We start from the raw sequence: 16,405 nt of genomic DNA, 5'->3' as shown, positions 1-16,405 counted from the left end.
TTCTCAGCCTGCCGTACCCAGTGCCGCGACCGCATCTTGCGCGATACGGTTGATCGTCGATTCCGCGACCGCACGCAGTTTCAGCGCCGCACCGAACGCTTCACTGCCGCGCTGCGCGGGCTCGGGCAGCTGGGTCCAGAGCTCGGCAGCCTTCGCGATCTCGTTCCGGGAGAGTGCCGTCTCGAGCCTGATCGGCAGGGTCGCCGGGTCGTTGGACACCGTTTCGCCGACAGGTCGGATGGTGACGATGCGGCTCGCCAGCCCAAGCAGCTTGTCTTCCCAGCTGTTCGCCGCCGGCGCGGTCTCACGCACGAACAAAGCGTGGTGGCTCTTGAACTGCGCCAGCAACTGCTCACGCGTGGCGGCACCGGAACTGGCCACGGCGGCGAGCGCCGTCTTCTGTTCGGCCGGAATGTCGCCGAGCGCGGCGAGGTCTGTCTGGAAAGGGCGGCCGGAGCCGACCGCATCGCGGATGCGCTCGGCGAGGACGACGCGCGCCGCGGCGAGCGCTTGCTTGCTCGGCTGGGCAGCATTCTTGGCCGCGGCCTCGACGCCAGCGAGGCGCTGGCCCAGCGTCGCGGCTGCATCGCGGGCGGCGGCGGCCATGCTGTCGGCGCGGTCGAGTTTTTCGTTCAGCCCGGCAGGGATGCCGGCGCCGGCTGCCGGGGCAGCCTTGGCCAGTTCGGCGAGCCGGGTGGCATTGGCCTGTGCCTCGCTGCTCGCCCTGGCGGCGCTCTCGGCGGCAGCGGCGGCTTTGCGGTCTACGGCGTCGAGCGCGGCGCGATTGGGCAAAGCGGCGCTCTGCGCCTGCAAGCTTTCGACGCGCTTGGTGAGCTCGGCGAAGCGGGCGCCGTCATCGGGAGCGGACAGGCGCAGGCCCAGAAGGACCATGCCGGCGCCGATCACGCCGCCGGCGAGGCCGGCGAGTGCGACGGTCGGCAGGCTGTAGCGCCGCTGATGCTCGGGCACCGGCGGCGGCGTGAATTCCTGGGCGAGCGCCTCGGTCGGCAGCACGGCCTCGGCCTGCGTCTCGGCACGTTCGGCCTCGGCGGCGTTCGCAGCCGAGCTGGCGGCCTCCGGAGGCGGCGTCTCGACGGTTTCAGTCGCGGCGAGCTCGATTGTCGGCGGTGTCCGGCCCGAGCGGCTGCGGCGCTTTCCGGCTTGGCCCTGTTCGCTGCTTGGCTCTGCCGTCATGCCGTCCTTGTCCGCCTTCTCGTCCGCCGCTGCCGGCTCCTTAGCATCGGCGGTCAGCAGAGTGCGAGTGGGAAGCTGGTCGAGGGCGGCGAAGAGCGCGGCCTCCTCGGGATGCTCGGCGACAAGCACAGTATCGGAACCGGCCGAGATCAGCGCGGCGGCGACTTCGGCCGAGAGCGTGACCTGGGGCAAGGCTTGCGCCTGCTCAGCCAATCCAGCCTTGCCGGCAAGATCGACGAAGACGAGGGCGCTGCGCGGCGAATAATGCAGGGCGGCGTCGGCCGAGCCGTCCCGCAAGGCATCGGCAGCGGCGGCGGGCAAGGCATCGACCGCCTTCGCCTGATAGGCCGTCCAGACTGTCACGTCGTGGCCGGCGTCGCGCAGTTGCTGCGGCAGGTCCTCGTGGCGATCGCGGCCGGCGACGAAGAGCAGCTTCTGCCCCCTCGGCAGGCGTTCGAGGATCAGCGCTAGCAGCTCGGCGCGCCCGCCCCGGGCGCTGTGTGCGCTGAAGCCGAGCGTGCCGACGGTCTCCGCCGTACGCGTCCCGACGCAGAAGGCGGGAAGCGTGTTGCGCCAAGCCTTCGGCAAAGTCTCCAGCGCCGGCACGGCATTGCCGCTGGTCAAAACCAGCGCATCGAACGGTCCTCTGGGCGGTTTCTCATCGCTCGGCAGGATCGAGAACAGCGGCGCGACCACCGGATCCTTGCCACGCTCGCGCAAGGTCTGCGCGCTGCGCTCGGCATCCTCGAGCGGTCTGAACACCAAAACGCGCATATCGCCTCCTCGTGCGGGCTTCGCTCAGGCCGGATCGTAGATGCCCGCCGGGGCGCGGGCACGCAATTCGCGCCCGAGATCGGCTCCCAGTTGCGCGGCCTCCGTGACGGAACCATGGCGCTCGCCCTCGGCGCTCGCCGTGCCGTCGGGCGAAAGCAGCAGGCCGCGCAGATGCAGGCGCTCGCCATTGACGGTGGCGTGACCGGCGATCGGCGTGCGGCAGGAGCCGTCGAGCTCGGTCAGGAAGGCGCGCTCGGCGGCAAGCGCGTGGCCGGTGTCGCGGCAGATGATGGGGCTGAGTGCCGCGGCAGCGGCCGCGTCTCCGGCGCGAATCACGATGGCGATGGCGCCCTGGCCGACGGCCGGCAGGCACTCATCGAGCGAGAGGATGCCGGTCGCTTTGTCGGCGAGGCCGAGGCGGCGCAATCCGGCGAGCGCGAGCAGGGTGGCGTCGAGCTCGCCATTCGCGACCTTCTCAAGCCGCCGGCCGACATTGCCGCGCAGCAGCGTCACCTGGAGATCGGGCCGGGCGCGCTTGAGGATGGCCTGGCGGCGCAGCGAGGCCGAGCCGACGACGGCGCCTTGCGGCAGGTCGGCGAGGCTGGAGATGCCGCGTGCGATCAGCGCGTCGCGGACATCCTCGCGCGGCAGGTAGCCACCGATGACGAGGCCATCGGGGAGGGCGGTCGGCAGGTCCTTGGCGGAGTGGATGGCGAAATCGATGGTGCTGGCGAGCTGGGCAGCGTCGATCTCCTTGGTGAAGAGTCCTTTGCCGCCGGCCTCCGAGAGCGCCCGGTTCTGGATCGCGTCGCCGGTGGTGCGGATCACGTCGAGCGGCAGTTCTGCGCTGCTCCAGCCATGGGCGGCGCCGAGCCGGCGGGCGAGTTCGTGCGCCTGCGCCAGAGCAAGCGGGCTGCCACGCGTGCCGAGGATGAAGCGGCCCGGGAGCCGGCTTTCGCGTGGCGGGGTCGGCATGTCGGTCATTCTCTATGAGGTCTCCGCTTTCGCGCCATCAAACGGCGCTGGCCATTGGCCTTCTCCTTCATGCAGCACTATACGGAGGAAATCCCCGCGCGAAACCGCGCACCCTGGCGGCAGCCCGGCGACCGGCGCCGATGCCCGCCCAACACCATGACGAGCATGCGAGTTCTGGGCATAGAGACGACCTGCGACGAGACGGCCGCCGCGATCGTCTGCGTCGAACGTTCCGGCGAAGCGAAGATCCTCTCGAACGAAGTCCTCAGCCAGATCGCGGCGCATGCCGCCTATGGTGGCGTCGTGCCTGAGATCGCGGCGCGCGCCCATGTCGAGGCGATCGACCGGATCGTGGCCCGCGCCTTCGAGACCGCCGGCATGAAGCCATCCGAGATCGACGGCGTCGCTGCAGCGGCAGGTCCCGGGCTGGTCGGCGGCGTCATGGTCGGCCTCACCACCGCCAAGGCGATCGCGCTCGTGACCGGGCGGCCCTTCATCGCGATCAACCATCTCGAAGGCCATGCGCTGACGGCGCGGCTGACCGACGATCTCGCCTTCCCCTATCTGCTGCTGCTGGTCTCTGGTGGGCATACGCAATTGCTCGCCGTGCGCGGCGTCGGCGATTATCTCCGGCTCGGCACCACGATCGACGATGCGGTCGGCGAAGCCTTCGACAAGATCGCCAAGATGCTCGGCCTGCCCTATCCGGGCGGCCCTTCGGTCGAGCGCGAGGCGCGCAGCGGCGATCCCGAGCGCTTCGAGTTCCCGCGGCCGATGAGCGGGCGGCCCAATCCGGATTTCTCGCTGTCGGGCCTGAAGACGGCGGTGCGGCTGGTCGCCGAGCGGATCGCGCCGCTGTCGGACCGCGACGTCGCCGACCTCTGCGCTTCCTTCCAGGCCGCGGTCGTCGACGTGCTGGTCGACCGCACGCGCGCCGGCCTGCGCGCCTGCCGCGAGGCCGGGATCAAGCCGAGTTCGCTCGTCGTCGCCGGCGGTGTCGCCGCCAACCAGCAGATCCGCAACGGGCTGATGCGGCTCGCCACCGAGGCAGGCCTGCCGATGGTCGCGCCGCCGGTGGCGCTCTGCGGCGACAATGGCGCGATGATCGCCTGGGCCGGGCTCGAGCGCCTGCGCCTCGGCCTCGTCGACGATATGGGCGCGGTGGCGCGTCCGCGCTGGCCGCTCGACGAACTCAGGGCGAAGGCGTGAGCGCAAAAAACCGCTACAGGACGATCGGCGTCGCCGGCGCCGGCGCTTTCGGCACGGCGCTGGCGCTCGCCGCAGCGCGAGCCGGACAACGCGTGCTGCTTTGGGCCCGCGACGAAGCGACCGTGGCGAGCCTTCGCGAGAAGCGTGAGGCGCCGCGGTTGCCGGGCGCGAAGTTGCCCGAGGCGATCGAACCGATTTCCGACATCGCGGCATTGGGCAGGGTCGAGGCGCTGATCCTGGCGGTGCCGACGCAGGCGCTGCGCTCGGCATCGACGCTGCTGGCTCCGGCGCTGCCGCGTGGGCTGCCGGTGATCTCGGCCGCCAAGGGCATCGAGCAGGGCAGCGGGCGCTTCACCACGCAGATCATCGCCGAGGCAGTGCCGCAGGCGATTCCAGCGGTGCTGTCAGGGCCGAGCTTTGCCGCCGACATCGCCCGCGGCCTGCCGACGGCGCTGACGCTCGCCTGCGCCGATGCCGCTCTGGCACGGGCGCTGGCCGAGGCGCTGAATTCGTCGACGCTGCGGATCTATCACAGCAATGATCCGCGCGGCGTCGAGATCGGCGGTGCCGCGAAGAATGTGCTCGCCATCGCCGCCGGCATCGCGATCGGCCTCGGCCTCGGCGAGAGCGCTCGTGCCGCCCTCGTTGCGCGCGGCTTTGCCGAGCTGCGCCGTTTCGGCGAGGCGCATAGGGGGCAGGCCGAGACATTGATGGGACTTTCGGGACTGGGCGACGTCGTGCTCTCCTGCGCGACGGCGCAATCGCGAAACTTCGCCTATGGCCAGGCTCTGGGGCAGGGCAAAACGCCGGCCGAAGCTGCCGGCGGCAAGCTCGCGGAAGGCGCCTTCACTGCGTCCGTATTGGTCGAGATGGCGCGGGCGCGGGAGATCGACATGCCGATCGCGGAGGCCGTCGCGAGCATCATCGCCGGCACTGTCGGCGTGCGCGAAGCGGTCGCTGACCTGCTGGCGCGCCCGGTGCGGGCGGAGAATTGATACTGCCGATGCTGAAGCGCATCGCCATTTTCGCCATGGCCGGAGCGGTTCTGGCGCTCGGGCTGGAGTTCACGCAAGCGTTTCGAACACTGCCGGCCCGCGCGTCGACCGATGCGCAAGCGACACGGGTCGTGATCGAAAAAGCTGCCCGCCGGCTGACGCTCGAGCGCGACGGCCAGGTGCTCGCACGCTATGCGGTCGCGCTTGGCTCGAACCCCGTCGGACAGAAAGCGCGCGAGGGCGATGGCCGCACGCCGGAGGGCGTCTACACCGTCGACTTCAAGCATCCGCGCAGTCGCTATCATCTGGCCTTGCGCATCTCCTACCCAGATGCGCGCGCGAACGACACGGCCAGGCAGGCCGGAGTCTCGCCCGGCAGTGACATCATGATCCACGGCATCCGCAATGGCCTCGGCTGGTTGGGCGGGCTGCATCGCGAACGCGACTGGACGGATGGCTGCATAGCCGTCACCAATGCCGAGATTCGCGAGATCTGGTCGCGCGTTCCGGAAGGGACCGCGGTCGAGATCCGGCCATGAGGCGGGATAGCGGAGACGGGAATGGCGAATGACTGGTCCGATCTGACGAAGCGCGTGGCACGCGGCATCGCCGAGGTGCGCAAGACGACCGGGGCCGAACTGGTGGCCGAGAGCCAGCCAGTGCCGCTCGCCGGGCGCATCGCCGGGCGGGTGATCGAACTGCGTCGCCGGCGCCGCGAGGACACGCATCGCTTCGTGCTGATCCTGCCTTTCGGCGAGGGCGAAACCCGGATCGAGCTCTCGCCCCAGGATTACGCCGCACTGACACGCGAGATGGTGCGATTCTGGAACGAACAGGGCGAGGCGGCGTCGCGGCCACCGGTGCCGTTGAAGGAAGAGGACGAAGGCTGATGGCGCACTGGCTGGTCAAATCCGAACCCTCGGTCTTCTCCTGGGACGACCAGGTCAAGGCCGGGGCGAAGGGCACGCATTGGGACGGGGTGAAGAACCACACCGCCAAGCTCAACCTGATGGCGATGAAGAAGGGCGATCAGGTCTTCTTCTATCACTCCAACGAAGGGCTCGAGATCGTCGGCATCGTCGAGGTCATCAAGGAGTATTATCCCTGGGTCGAGGCCGGTCCTCCCTGGGTGCTGGTCGATTTCAAGGCGCTGAAGCCGCTGCCGAAGCCGGTCTCGCTCGCCGCGGTCAAGGCCGAGCCTAAGCTCGCCAAGATGTCGCTCGTCACCTCCTTCCGCCTCTCGGTGCAGCCGGTGACGGACGAGGAATGGGCTCTCGTCTGCAAGATGGGCGGGCTGTAGCGCTTAGTCCCCTCTTGCGGGTTGGCGACAAACTCCATAACTATACCGTCTGGACGGTTTAGTTATGGAGGTGCAGCCGTGCGCCGAAGCAAGAAATCCGAACTGCTCGAAGCTGCCGGGGCGATCATCGTCCGCAGCGGCGTCGAGGCGCTGACCTTCGACCGGCTCGTGGCCGAGACCGGCGTCAGCAAGGGCGGCATCCTCTACCATTTCCCAGACAAGGAGCGGCTGCTCATCGCGCTGGTCGAGGGCATCGTCGCGCTGACCGAGCTCGCCATTGCCGAGGCTATGCGAAGCGAGCCCGAACCCGCCCGGCCCGGCCGCTGGCTGCGCGCCTATATCGGGATCGCCTTCACCAATGGCGATGAGATCGACCGGCTGCTCGGCGTGCTGATCGCCGCCTTGCCGCCGGAGTCGCCCGCGCTCGCGCCGCTCCTCGCCGCCGACCGGCGCTGGCTCGAGGCGGCCTGCGAGGATGGACTGCCGCGCGGCCTTGCGATCGCGATCCGGCTTGCCGTCGATGGCGCCTTCTTCACCAGGCTGGACGAGGGCGATGCCGCTGCGACGCGCGAAACCCTGCTCAAGCTGACGGAGCAGCTGTGATGACGCCTGCTCCAACCGCGGCCGGGCGCGACCCGGCCATCGACATGATCCGCGGTGTCGCACTGTTTGGCATCCTCGTCGTCAACCTGCCGTTTTTCGCCATGCCCTTCGGCTTCGGCGGCGACTGGTGGCGCTCGGCCTTTCCCGGCGCGCTCGACCGCTTCGCGGTCTTCCTGATCCAGGCGCTGTTCGAAGCGAAGTTCATCCTGATCTTCTCGTTCCTGTTCGGCTATGGCGCGGCGCGCCAGATCGAAACCAACGGCCCGGAACGCTATCGGCGACGGCTGCTGGCGCTTGGGCTGCTCGGCGTTGCCCATGCGCTCCTGCTCTTCGCTGGCGACATCCTCCTGGCCTATGCCCTGCTCGGCCTGATCCTGCCGCTGGCGGCGCGCTGGTCGGCGCTGCGCCTCGTCAAGGCGGCGGCGCTGATGTGGCTGCTCGCGATCCTCACCCATACCCTTCTGGGGATTGTCGGCATCATCGAACCGGACAGCTGGAAGGGTGACGATGCCGCTGCTGTCGCTCTGCACCGCTCCGGCGATTTTCTCGGGATCGTGCGCTATCGACTGGTCGAATGGGCGGTGTTCTACGGGCTTTCGCCCTTCATCACGCTGCCGCATGTCGCGATGATGTTCTTCCTGGGTATGGCGGCCTATCGGCATCTCGGCTCCGCGCCGCTGAGCAGCCTTGCAGCACAAGGCCGCGCGATCGCCCGCCTGCTCTGGCTGCCGGCTCTCATCGGCAATATCGCCTATGCGGCCATGGCGGTGGCACCACCCGGCGCGATGAAGCCAGCTTTCGCTGCGGCCGAACTGATCCTGCGCGGGCTGTTCCCGCCGCTGCTCAGCCTCGTCCTGATCGGCACCGGCCTGAGCGTCTTCAACAGCCGCCTCGGCGCCAGGATCGGGCGCATCTTCCAGGCGGATGGCCGACTGTCGCTGTCGCTCTACATCTGCGAGTCGATCGCCTGCGCGCTGATCTTCCTCGGTTATGGCCTCGGCCTTTACGGCCGACTCGGCCCGGCGGCCGGTATCGGGCTGGCGGTGCTGGTCTATTTCGGCCTGCTGATTGTCGCGTCGCTGTGGGGCAAGGTCTTCGCCAAGGGGCCGTTCGAGTGGTTCGTCGAGCGCATGGCGGGGCCGCGCCGGCCGCTGGACATGGTTCCGGAAGCCGTGAGATAGGCCGGTTTTTGGCCCGTTTCGCACTGCACAACCTCGCCAAAAGTCTGTGACACCAAAGTGCGAGCCCGCGGTGCTTGTCGGCGCGGGTTCGCTGCCTATGATGCGACGAACTCGAATAAGGCCGGTCGGATCGTCGTGGCGCGTCGCTGCGAGCCGATGAAACCGGCCCTGATGACGGCCCAAGTCTGGGGAGACGCTTGAGATGTCCGAGAAGATCTATGACGTGCAGGCCGCCTGGGCCAAGAAGGCATGGCTGAACGATGCCAAGTACAAGAAGATGTATGCGGCCTCGATCAAGGATCCGGACAAGTTCTGGGCCGAGCACGGCAAGCGCATCGATTGGTTCAAGCCCTACAGCAAGGTTCGCAACGCCAGCTACAAGCCGGGCAAGGTCTCGATCAAATGGTATGAGGACGGCACCACCAACGTCGCCTACAACTGCGTCGATCGGCACCTTGCCACTCGCGCCAAGCAGACCGCGATCATCTGGGAAGGCGACGACCCCGGCGAATCGAAGAAGATCACCTACGGCCAGCTCCACACCGAGGTCTGCAAGTTCGCCAACGTCCTGAAGGCGAACGGCGTCAAGAAGGGCGACCGAGTCACCATCTACCTGCCGATGATCCCCGAAGCGGCCTATGCGATGCTGGCCTGTGCCCGGATCGGCGCGGTGCATTCGGTGGTGTTCGGCGGCTTCTCGCCGGATTCGCTCGCCAACCGGATCGAGGACGCCGATTCAAAGATCGTGATCACGGCCGACGAGGGCCTGCGCGGCGGGCGTCCGGTGCCGCTGAAGAAGAATGTCGATGCGGCCGACGACAAGGTGAAGGGCGGCATCGGCACGGTGATCGTCGTCAAGCGCACTGGCGGCAACGTTACCATGAAGGAAGGCCGCGACGTCTGGTACCATGACGAGGCGGCGAAGGCCTCCGGTCACTGCCCGCCGGCCGAGATGAAGGCCGAGGACCCGCTCTTCGTGCTCTATACCTCAGGCTCGACCGGCAAGCCCAAGGGCGTTCTGCACACGACGGCAGGCTATCTCGTCTACGCCTCGATGACGCATCAATACGTCTTCGACTACCATGACGGCGAGATCTACTGGTGCACCGCCGATGTCGGCTGGGTCACCGGTCACAGCTACATCCTCTACGGGCCGCTCGCCAACGGCGCGACGACGCTGATGTTCGAGGGCATCCCGACCTATCCGACCATCTCGCGCTTCTGGGACGTCGTCGACAAGCACAAGGTCAACACCTTCTACACCGCCCCGACCGCGATCCGCTCGCTGATGGGCGCCGGCGAGGAGCCGGTGAAGAAGACCAAGCGCAAGTCGCTGCGCCTGCTCGGCTCGGTCGGCGAGCCGATCAACCCGGAAGCCTGGGAGTGGTATCACCGCGTCGTCGGCGACGATCGCTGCCCGATCGTCGACACCTGGTGGCAGACCGAGACCGGCGGCATCCTGATCACGCCGCTGCCGGGCGCGACCAAGCTCAAGCCCGGCTCGGCGACGCGGCCCTTCTTCGGCGTCAAGCCCGAGCTGGTCGATGCCGAGGGCAAGGTGCTGGAGGGCGCGGCCGAGGGCAACCTCGTCATCGCCGAGAGCTGGCCGGGCCAGATGCGCACGGTCTATGGCGACCATAAGCGCTTCGAGGAGACCTATTTCGCGACCTATCCGAACAAGTACTTCACCGGCGACGGCTGCCGGCGCGATGCCGACGGCTATTACTGGATCACCGGCCGTGTCGACGACGTGATCAACGTCTCCGGCCACCGCATGGGCACGGCCGAGGTCGAGTCGGCGCTGGTCGCCCATCCGAAGGTCTCGGAGGCAGCGGTGGTCGGCTATCCGCACGATATCAAGGGACAGGGCATCTACGCCTATGTCACGCTGATGGCGGGCGAGAAATCGAACGAAGACCTGCGCAAGGAGCTGGTAGCGCATGTCCGCAAGGAGATCGGTCCGATCGCCTCGCCCGACCTGATCCAGTTCGCGCCTGGCCTGCCCAAGACCCGCTCCGGCAAGATCATGCGCCGCATTCTGCGCAAGATCGCCGAGGACGAGTTCGGTGCGCTCGGCGATACCTCGACCCTGGCCGATCCGGCCGTCGTCGACGACCTGATCGCCAACCGGCAGAACAAGCGCAAGGCGGGCTGAGCGCCCGCGACGTCAGGCAATCCTGACCGGCTTGATCGCGATGGGATCGGCGAGCATTTGCTCGCCGGCGATGCTGACTTGGTTCCTGCCGCTTGCCTTGGCCGCGTAGAGCGCCTGGTCGGCTGCCTCGATCAGGATCTCCCAGCCAGGGCCATCGCGGCGGCCGGTCGCGACGCCGAAGCTCGCGGTGACGCGCAGTTCCGTGCCGTCGCCCAGCATGATCGCCTGCTCGACGATCGCCGCGCGCAGCGTCTCGGCGATCCGCGCAAGCGTGCGGATCCCGGTATTGGGCAGGACAATGGCGAATTCCTCGCCGCCATAGCGCATGACGAGATCGTTCTTGCGGACCATCTCCGCCATCAACCCAGCAATGGTCCGCAGGACCTGATCGCCAGCAATATGGCCATAGGTGTCGTTGATCGGCTTGAACCGGTCGATGTCCATCAGGATCAGGCCGGTCTCGATAGGCAGATAATCGAAATCGGGATCGCCCTGTCCGAGGCGGTCGAAGGTGCGGCGGTTCAGCAGCCCCGTCAGCGCATCCGTCTCGGCCTGCACCTTCAGGCGCTCGGTCAGCCTCAGGCGCTCGCGCAGCTTGAGGCGCAGGGTTTCGAGCGCCGCGAACAGCTCGCGAATCTCGCCGTCATGATTGCCGGTGCGGGCGGCTCGATCGAGATCACGCTCCTCGGCGAGGGCGACGATATGGTCGCGGGCCCGCAGCAGCGGCCTGAAGATCCGGCGGCGTGCCGCCAGGAGCAGGAACACATTGGTCAGGACGATCAGAACGGTGAAGGCGGCGACGGCCTGGAGCCACCAGGCGCTGGTTATCCGAGCATCCTGCGCATGCGCCAGCATATCGTCGAGGAAGCGCGCGCGCAGCCGCTCCAGCGGCGCCATCGATGGCACATATTGCAGGGTCATCTCTTCGGTGGTGACCGAGTAGCCGCCGGATTTGCCTTCGGCGGTCAAGCGCGCGATCAGGCTGAGGCCCTCGCCGAAATAGAGCCGGTTTGCCTCGCCTACGGCCGCGATCAGGTCCGGCGCATCGGCGTGAAGGGCGAGCTGGCGCTCCAGTGATTGCCAGATCTGCAGGATGCGGCCGGAGGTCAGGACGAGCTCGTCGTAGGCGGTCGGAGAGAGCGGCACGCGGGCGGCGATCGAAGGGGCAAGGAAGGAGCCCATCCGCCCGGCATATTCGCGCAGATCGCCGAGCATCAGCCCGCCCAATGCATGTCCGGCCAGTGAGCTGTCGTGTTCCGTCAGCTCGGCCATCGCGGCGGCCACCACCGGCCGCATCGTATCGACCACATCGAACATGCCGGTGATCGCGCCCCGGATCTCGGTGCTGCTGCGCTCGGCCAGGGGGAGGGCGCTCAACCGATCGGCGGCGCGGCGCGCTTCGGTGAGGCGGAGATGGACGGCCGCCAGCCTGTCGCGCGCGACGAGGTGCCGGATCACCTCGTTGTCTGCATCCGGTGCGATCTCGGCCAGTGCCCGGTCGCTCAGCGCACGGAACTCGGCGAGCTTGCGCCGGGCCGGCGTGTCGGGCGCCGGTTCCTCGCCGAGCACGCTGTTCATCGGGCCGCGTTCGGCCGAGAGCCGGTTCGCTGCCGTCAGGACCTTCTGGTAGAGCGTCAGCGCCTCGAGGTTCCGGCTGGCGCGGGCATAGTCGCTGCCGAGAATGGCGATCAGGCCGAGCGCGAGCGCCAGCGCCAGCGCGAGCAGGACCATGCAGCCCAGGATAAGCTTGGTATCGAGGCTGGTACCCGGCCGCTGATGGGCGGCGACTGGCTTTTCGAAGCGATTGCTCAAAACCGACACGCATCTTGGGACGGCAGGTTGCCGTTGCGTGAGCTATCGAAGCCGGCGATTGAGATTCAGTAAACCGATCGCCGCCAAGGCCGGATTTCAGCTCTCGGTCCGCTTGCGTTTGGCCGGCTTGCCGAGCTTCCTGCCGTAGAGCTCCAGCCTGTGCCGGACGATCTCATAGCCGAGCTTGGCGGCGATCTTCGCCTGCAGCTCCTCGATTTCCGGCGAGGAGAACTCGATGACCTTGCCGCTTTCGATGTCGATCAGATGGTCGTGATGGGCCTGGTCGGCGTGCTCGTAGCGCGAGACACCGTCCTCGAAGGCGTGGCGCTCGATCGCCCCTTGCGTCTCCAGCACCTTCATCGTGCGGTAGACCGTCGAGAGTGACAGCGTCGGGTCGTGCACGAAGGCGCGGGTGAAGATGCCTTTCGCGTCGGGGTGGTCGTCTGCCTCCGCCAAGACACGCAGGATCAGCCGGCGCTGCTGGGTCATGCGCAGGCCCGCCTTGCGGAGCTGGAGTTCGAACGCCTCCACGCGCTGGTCGATTCCTTTCATCCCAGAGAGGTAGCAACGCTGAGAGGCATTTGCAAAAATACCTTATCGCAATTCATTTGCAATTGCGTTGACAAATGCAAGTAGGTTGCAATAGCGTTACATTATCCCCAGTCCCGCTATCGGAGAGACCATGTTCCCGCGCCGCTGCTTCCTTGGCCTTGCCGCCGCCACGACGCTTGCGCTTGGCCTCGCCGCCTCTGTCGGGGGCGCCCTGGCGCAGGCCGCGCCGGGCAAGCCGCTGCGTGTCGTCACCACCTTCACGGTGATCCAGGATATCGCCCAGAACGTCGCCGGCACGGTGGCGATTGTCGAGTCGATCACCAAGCCGGGCGCCGAGATCCATGATTACCAGCCGACGCCGCTCGACGTGGTGAAGGCGCAGTCGGCCGATCTCGTGCTCTGGAACGGCATGAATCTCGAGCGCTGGTTCGAGAAGTTCTTCGACAATGTGAAGAACGTCCGGAGCGCGGTGGTCACCACTGGCATCGAACCGATGGGCATCAAGGAGGGGCCCTATGAAGGCAAGCCCAACCCGCATGCCTGGATGTCGACGGCAAGCGCGCTGATCTATGTCGAGAACATCCGCAAGGCGCTCAGCGAGGCCGACCCGGCCAATGCCGCGATCTATGCGAAGAACGCCGCCGACTACGCCGTGCAGATCAAGGCGATGGACGCTCCTCTGCGTGCCCGGCTCGACAAGGTGCCGGCCGACAAGCGCTGGCTCGTCTCCAGCGAGGGCGCCTTCAGCTACCTGACCCGCGATTATGGCTGGCGCGAAGCCTATCTCTGGCCGATCAACGCCGACGAGCAGGGCACGCCGCAGCAGGTGCGCCGGTTGATCGACCTCGTCCGCAAAAACAAGCTCCCGGCCGTGTTCAGCGAGAGCACGATCTCGGACCGCGCCGCCAAGCAGGTCGCGCGCGAGACCGGCGCCAAATATGGCGGCGTGCTCTATGTCGACTCGCTCTCCGATGCGCGCGGGGCGGTGCCGACCTATCTCAAGCTGCTCGAAGTCACCGTCGACACGATTGCGAAGGGGTTCGGCCAGTGAACTTGCAGAGCGCCGAGATCCGCCCGGGGCAGGGGCCCACGCCGTCGATCGTGGTCAGCGGCGTCACCGTCCGCTACGCCAATGGCGTGACTGCGGTGAACGACGCCTCCTTCGCGCTCGGTCCCGGCACGATCTGCGCGCTGGTCGGCGTCAACGGCTCCGGCAAGTCGACGATCTTCAAGACCCTGATGGGCTTCCTCAAGCCGGCACAAGGGCTGGTCAGCATCGCCGGCATGGAGGTGCGTGCAGCGCTGAAGCGCGGCCTCGTCGCTTATGTGCCGCAGGCCGAGGAGGTCGACTGGACTTTCCCGGTGCTGGTCGACGACGTCGTGATGATGGGGCGTTATGGCCATATGGGCTTCATGCGCCTGCCGCGGCGGGCGGATCGCGAGGCGGCCGAGCAGGCGCTCGATCGCGTCAACATGCTGGAGTTCCGCCGTCGCCAGATCGGCGAGCTCTCCGGCGGCCAGCGCAAGCGCGTTTTCCTGGCGCGGGCGCTGGCGCAGGGTGGGCAGGTCATCCTGCTCGACGAGCCCTTTACCGGTGTCGACGTCAAGACCGAGGACCAGATCGTCGGGCTGATGCGCGAACTCAGGGCGGAAGGGCGGCTGATGCTGGTCTCGACCCATAATCTCGGCTCGATCCCGGATTTCTGCGACCAGGTCGTGATCGTCAACAAGACCGTGCTTGCGGCTGGGCCGACCGAGACGACCTTCACCCAGGACAATCTGCAGCGGGCCTTCGGTGGCGCGCTCCGGCATTTCCGCCTGGAAGGCGCGAGCCTGCATGCCGATGCCGACGACCGCCGCGTCACCGTGATCACCGACGACGAGCGCCCGCTCGTCTTCTATGGCGACCGCGACCACGAGAAGCCCGCCGCCGGCAGGAAGGACGGGCAGCCGTGATGGAGCTCCTGCTCGAACCCTTCGGCTACCAGTACATGGTCAAGGCGATCTGGGTCTCCGCCCTGGTCGGCGGCGTCTGCGCCTTCCTGTCCTGCTATCTGATGCTCAAGGGCTGGTCGCTGATGGGCGATGCGCTGGCGCATGCGATCGTGCCGGGCGTCGCGCTCGCCTATCTCCTGAAGGTTCCCTATGCCGCCGGCGCCTTCTTCTCCGGCCTGCTGGCGGCGCTCGCCATGGCGCTGGTCAGGGTGCGCACGCAATTGCGCGAGGATGCCGTGATCGGCATCGTCTTCACCAGCTTCTTCGCGGTCGGGCTGATGATCGTCTCGATCAACCCGACCTCGGTCAACGTCCAGTCGATCGTGCTCGGCAACATCCTCGGCATCTCCGACGAGGACGTGATCCAGGTCGCGATCATCGCTTTTATCTCGCTCGCCATCCTGCTGCTGCGCTGGAAGGACCTGATGCTGGTCTTCTTCGACGAGAACCAGGCGCGCGCTGTCGGCCTGTCGCCGACGCGGCTCAAGATCCTGTTCTTCGTGCTGCTCAGCGCCTGCACGGTCGCGGCGCTGCAGACGGTCGGCGCCTGCCTCGTCATCGCGATGGTGGTGACGCCCGGCGCGACCGCATACCTGCTGACCGACCGTTTCGGCCGGCTGATCGCCATCGCGGTGACGATGGGTGTCGTCACCTCGGCGGTCGGCGCCTATGCCAGCTACTTCCTCGACGGCTCGACCGGCGGGCTGATCGTCGTCTTCCAGACGCTGCTCTTCCTCGCCGCCTTCCTGTTTGCGCCCAAGCATGGCCGCCTCGGCGCGCGCCGGGCCGCCAGCACGGGAGCGGCGGCATGAGCCTCATTCAAACCTGGCTTCTGGCGCCCTTCGCCCACGAGTTCATGCTGCGCGGCCTTGCCGTCGCGGTGATGGTCGGGCTCGTCTGCGCCGTGCTGTCCTGCTTCCTGGTGCTCAAGGGTTGGTCGCTGATGGGCGATGCCGTCTCGCATGCGGTGCTGCCCGGCATCGTGCTCGCCCATATCGCCAGTCTGCCGCTCGCCATCGGCGCCTTCGCGGCGGGCCTGACCTGCGCCTTCGGCATCGGCTATCTCAAGGAGAACAGCCGGGTGAAGGAGGATACGGTGATGGGCATCGTCTTCTCCGGGATGTTCGCGCTCGGGCTCGTGCTCTTCGTCAAGGTCGACAGCGACCAGCACCTGCTGCACATCCTGTTCGGCAACATGCTCGGCGTGACCTGGGGCGACATAGCCGAGACGGCATTGATCGCCCTGCCGGTCACCGCCATCATGCTGGCGAAGCGGCGCGACTTCCTGCTGCATGCCTTCGATCCGGCGCATGCGCGGGCGATTGGCCTGCCAGTGAAGGCGCTGCATTTCGGCCTGCTCGCCATGCTGGCGCTGACCATCGTCGCGGCGCTGAAGGCCGTCGGCATCATCCTCGTCGTCGCCATGCTGGTTGCGCCGGGGGCGATCGGCTTCCTGACCACCCGCCGCTTCGACCTGATGCTCCTGACCGCGATCGCGGCGGCGGTGACGTCGAGCGTCGCCGGCACGATCCTGAGCTTCCATCTCGACGTCGCGACCGGACCGTGCATCGTCGTGGTGCAGGCGGCGCTTTTCCTGGCGGCGCTGATACGCAGCCTCCTCAAGACGCGGAGGTTGGCCGCGCCGCGCCCGGCCTGAACC

The 16,405-nt window shown here is 67.5% G+C and carries 16 protein-coding genes; 12 read left to right on the top strand and 4 right to left on the bottom strand.

Annotation, left to right across the window (positions count from 1 at the left end; genetic code table 11):
• Positions 1-3: 3 nt before the first annotated feature.
• Both AC07O0_RS13790 and hemC read right to left on the bottom strand, forming a co-directional pair.
• Positions 4-1,968, bottom strand: coding sequence for a uroporphyrinogen-III synthase (locus tag AC07O0_RS13790; RefSeq protein WP_494623893.1), 1,965 nt, complete (start codon positions 1,966-1,968; stop codon positions 4-6).
• Between the two features lie 24 nt (positions 1,969-1,992).
• Entirely contained in the window at positions 1,993-2,943 is a 951-nt protein-coding gene (gene hemC, locus AC07O0_RS13785; RefSeq protein ID WP_494624218.1) for a hydroxymethylbilane synthase, read from the bottom strand.
• 165 nt (positions 2,944-3,108) lie between these two features.
• Here hemC and tsaD point away from each other — a divergent pair, with 165 nt between their 5' ends.
• From tsaD to acs, 8 genes are all read left to right on the top strand, one after another.
• A complete protein-coding gene (gene tsaD / locus AC07O0_RS13780) occupies positions 3,109-4,152 on the top strand; it encodes a tRNA (adenosine(37)-N6)-threonylcarbamoyltransferase complex transferase subunit TsaD (protein ID WP_494624216.1) in 1,044 nt (347 codons plus the stop codon).
• A complete protein-coding gene (locus tag AC07O0_RS13775) occupies positions 4,149-5,147 on the top strand; it encodes an NAD(P)H-dependent glycerol-3-phosphate dehydrogenase (RefSeq protein ID WP_494623891.1) in 999 nt (332 codons plus the stop codon). The genes tsaD and AC07O0_RS13775 overlap by 4 nt, the downstream gene beginning before the upstream one ends.
• Before the next feature lie 8 nt (positions 5,148-5,155).
• A complete protein-coding gene (locus tag AC07O0_RS13770) occupies positions 5,156-5,686 on the top strand; it encodes a L,D-transpeptidase family protein (protein WP_494623889.1) in 531 nt (176 codons plus the stop codon).
• A 21-nt stretch (positions 5,687-5,707) separates the two neighbouring features.
• Positions 5,708-6,037: a hypothetical protein gene (locus AC07O0_RS13765; protein WP_291674986.1), complete on the top strand. Its 330-nt coding sequence runs from the start codon at positions 5,708-5,710 to the stop codon at positions 6,035-6,037.
• Positions 6,037-6,447 (top strand): EVE domain-containing protein, encoded by a 411-nt coding sequence (locus AC07O0_RS13760; protein ID WP_494623886.1) that lies wholly within the window; start codon positions 6,037-6,039, stop codon positions 6,445-6,447. Before AC07O0_RS13765 ends, AC07O0_RS13760 begins: the two co-directional genes overlap by 1 nt.
• 78 nt (positions 6,448-6,525) lie before the next feature.
• A complete protein-coding gene (locus AC07O0_RS13755; RefSeq protein WP_494623884.1) occupies positions 6,526-7,050 on the top strand; it encodes a TetR/AcrR family transcriptional regulator in 525 nt (174 codons plus the stop codon).
• Positions 7,050-8,231 (top strand): DUF418 domain-containing protein, encoded by a 1,182-nt coding sequence (locus AC07O0_RS13750; RefSeq protein WP_494623882.1) that lies wholly within the window; start codon positions 7,050-7,052, stop codon positions 8,229-8,231. The genes AC07O0_RS13755 and AC07O0_RS13750 overlap by 1 nt, the downstream gene beginning before the upstream one ends.
• A 202-nt stretch (positions 8,232-8,433) precedes the next feature.
• Entirely contained in the window at positions 8,434-10,386 is a 1,953-nt protein-coding gene (acs, locus tag AC07O0_RS13745; RefSeq protein ID WP_494623880.1) for an acetate--CoA ligase, read from the top strand.
• A gap of 12 nt (positions 10,387-10,398) precedes the next feature.
• On the opposite strand, the gene AC07O0_RS13740 is transcribed toward acs, so the two are convergent.
• Entirely contained in the window at positions 10,399-12,198 is a 1,800-nt protein-coding gene (locus AC07O0_RS13740) for a GGDEF domain-containing protein (protein WP_494623878.1), read from the bottom strand.
• A 96-nt stretch (positions 12,199-12,294) separates the two neighbouring features.
• The gene (locus AC07O0_RS13735) at positions 12,295-12,750 is read right to left on the bottom strand and encodes a Fur family transcriptional regulator (protein WP_494623876.1); all 456 of its coding nucleotides are present in this window, start codon (positions 12,748-12,750) and stop codon (positions 12,295-12,297) included.
• 130 nt (positions 12,751-12,880) lie between these two features.
• Between AC07O0_RS13735 and AC07O0_RS13730 the strand changes: the two genes are divergently transcribed.
• The 4 genes from AC07O0_RS13730 to AC07O0_RS13715 are packed head-to-tail and all read left to right on the top strand — an operon-like array spanning position 12,881 to position 16,402.
• Complete coding sequence (locus AC07O0_RS13730; RefSeq protein ID WP_494623874.1) at positions 12,881-13,801, top strand: metal ABC transporter substrate-binding protein; 921 nt, start codon at positions 12,881-12,883, stop codon at positions 13,799-13,801.
• Complete coding sequence (locus AC07O0_RS13725) at positions 13,798-14,706, top strand: manganese/iron ABC transporter ATP-binding protein (RefSeq protein WP_494623872.1); 909 nt, start codon at positions 13,798-13,800, stop codon at positions 14,704-14,706. The genes AC07O0_RS13730 and AC07O0_RS13725 overlap by 4 nt, the downstream gene beginning before the upstream one ends.
• Positions 14,706-15,557 (top strand): metal ABC transporter permease, encoded by an 852-nt coding sequence (locus tag AC07O0_RS13720; RefSeq protein WP_494624214.1) that lies wholly within the window; start codon positions 14,706-14,708, stop codon positions 15,555-15,557. Before AC07O0_RS13725 ends, AC07O0_RS13720 begins: the two co-directional genes overlap by 1 nt.
• On the top strand, positions 15,554-16,402 hold the full coding sequence (locus AC07O0_RS13715; RefSeq protein ID WP_494623870.1) for a metal ABC transporter permease: 849 nt from the start codon (positions 15,554-15,556) through the stop codon (positions 16,400-16,402). Before AC07O0_RS13720 ends, AC07O0_RS13715 begins: the two co-directional genes overlap by 4 nt.
• Positions 16,403-16,405: the final 3 nt, after the last annotated feature.

The sequence above is a fragment of the Allobosea sp. GW821-FHT10B12 genome (assembly GCF_059415545.1).
This window is presented reverse-complemented; position numbering and strand designations above follow the sequence as displayed.

What these genes read in the sequence shown, in the direction of transcription:
- AC07O0_RS13790 (WP_494623893.1), bottom strand. Translation starts at nt 1,968, where the DNA reads ATGCGCGTTTTGGTGTTCAGACCGCTCGAGGATGCCGAGCGCAGCGCG.
- hemC (WP_494624218.1), bottom strand. Translation starts at nt 2,943, where the DNA reads ATGCCGACCCCGCCACGCGAAAGCCGGCTCCCGGGCCGCTTCATCCTC.
- tsaD (WP_494624216.1), top strand. Translation starts at nt 3,109, where the DNA reads ATGCGAGTTCTGGGCATAGAGACGACCTGCGACGAGACGGCCGCCGCG.
- AC07O0_RS13770 (WP_494623889.1), top strand. Translation starts at nt 5,156, where the DNA reads ATGCTGAAGCGCATCGCCATTTTCGCCATGGCCGGAGCGGTTCTGGCG.
- AC07O0_RS13765 (WP_291674986.1), top strand. Translation starts at nt 5,708, where the DNA reads ATGGCGAATGACTGGTCCGATCTGACGAAGCGCGTGGCACGCGGCATC.
- AC07O0_RS13760 (WP_494623886.1), top strand. Translation starts at nt 6,037, where the DNA reads ATGGCGCACTGGCTGGTCAAATCCGAACCCTCGGTCTTCTCCTGGGAC.
- AC07O0_RS13750 (WP_494623882.1), top strand. Translation starts at nt 7,050, where the DNA reads ATGACGCCTGCTCCAACCGCGGCCGGGCGCGACCCGGCCATCGACATG.
- acs (WP_494623880.1), top strand. Translation starts at nt 8,434, where the DNA reads ATGTCCGAGAAGATCTATGACGTGCAGGCCGCCTGGGCCAAGAAGGCA.
- AC07O0_RS13735 (WP_494623876.1), bottom strand. Translation starts at nt 12,750, where the DNA reads ATGAAAGGAATCGACCAGCGCGTGGAGGCGTTCGAACTCCAGCTCCGC.
- AC07O0_RS13730 (WP_494623874.1), top strand. Translation starts at nt 12,881, where the DNA reads ATGTTCCCGCGCCGCTGCTTCCTTGGCCTTGCCGCCGCCACGACGCTT.
- AC07O0_RS13720 (WP_494624214.1), top strand. Translation starts at nt 14,706, where the DNA reads ATGGAGCTCCTGCTCGAACCCTTCGGCTACCAGTACATGGTCAAGGCG.
- AC07O0_RS13715 (WP_494623870.1), top strand. Translation starts at nt 15,554, where the DNA reads ATGAGCCTCATTCAAACCTGGCTTCTGGCGCCCTTCGCCCACGAGTTC.